This is a genomic window from Rhodoplanes sp. SY1, assembly GCF_046000175.1.
Classification (GTDB): domain Bacteria; phylum Pseudomonadota; class Alphaproteobacteria; order Rhizobiales; family Xanthobacteraceae; genus Rhodoplanes.
Genome location: NZ_JBEOMB010000421.1, coordinates 1 through 744, shown reverse-complemented (window position 1 = coordinate 744; position 744 = coordinate 1). Strand labels below are relative to the sequence as shown.

At 70.4% G+C, this 744-nt stretch carries 1 protein-coding gene; it reads right to left on the bottom strand.

The genetic code is table 11. The features are described from left to right. Positions 1-744 (bottom strand): hypothetical protein (locus ABTU92_RS30090; RefSeq protein ID WP_408095199.1); only part of this gene is annotated, 744 nt, incomplete at both ends.

The following is a 744-nucleotide window of genomic DNA, read 5'->3' as shown; positions in this document are numbered from 1 at the left end:
GCCTCGCGCCGGACGAGAACCAGATCGACGCTCGGCGCATAGGTGCAATGCGGCTTGAGCGCGAGCGAGTAGTCGCCCGTGTCGATCATGCTGTTGCCGGCGAGAGGATCGGCCAGGGTCTCGCGATCGATGCGGACCGGCGAGCCGAACACGACGCGCGCGCCGCGGTCGAACACCGGGCCCGACACCGCGATGCTTCCGGGCACCAGCTCCAGATGCTTGACCGCCTGCCAGAGCCCGAGGTCGTGGAGCACGATCACGGCCGGCCCGACCAGCGCGACCAGCTCGGCGTCGATCGTGGCGGCGTGGTCGCGCAGCGCGCGGAGCCCCTGCGGACCGCGCGACACGCGGACCTCCGATCGGGTGGCGAACGGAAACGCCGTGTCGAGCCGCTCGGCGTCGCCGGACCAGGCCATGCGGAGCAGGTGAATCGGCGGCGGCCGGTCCGGGCGCCGGTGGAGATAGAAGTCCGGTGCGCCGAGATCCAGGGGATAGGGCGCGACGTCGTAGAGGTCGGGATCGGGGGCATGGGCCCTGATATACGCGAAGGCCCCCCGCACCGAGCTCAACGTCCCCTGGTTGATGGACCCGCTGCCGGACAGCGACCTCTGATGCTGGCGCCAGTGATACAGCACCACGGGAACGTGCACCGGCTCGTGCCCGTCGAACCAGAACCGGAGCAGGACATCCCAGTCCTGCGCGAACTCCGTCTCGGCCGACGTGAAGACACCGAGCCGCAGCGCG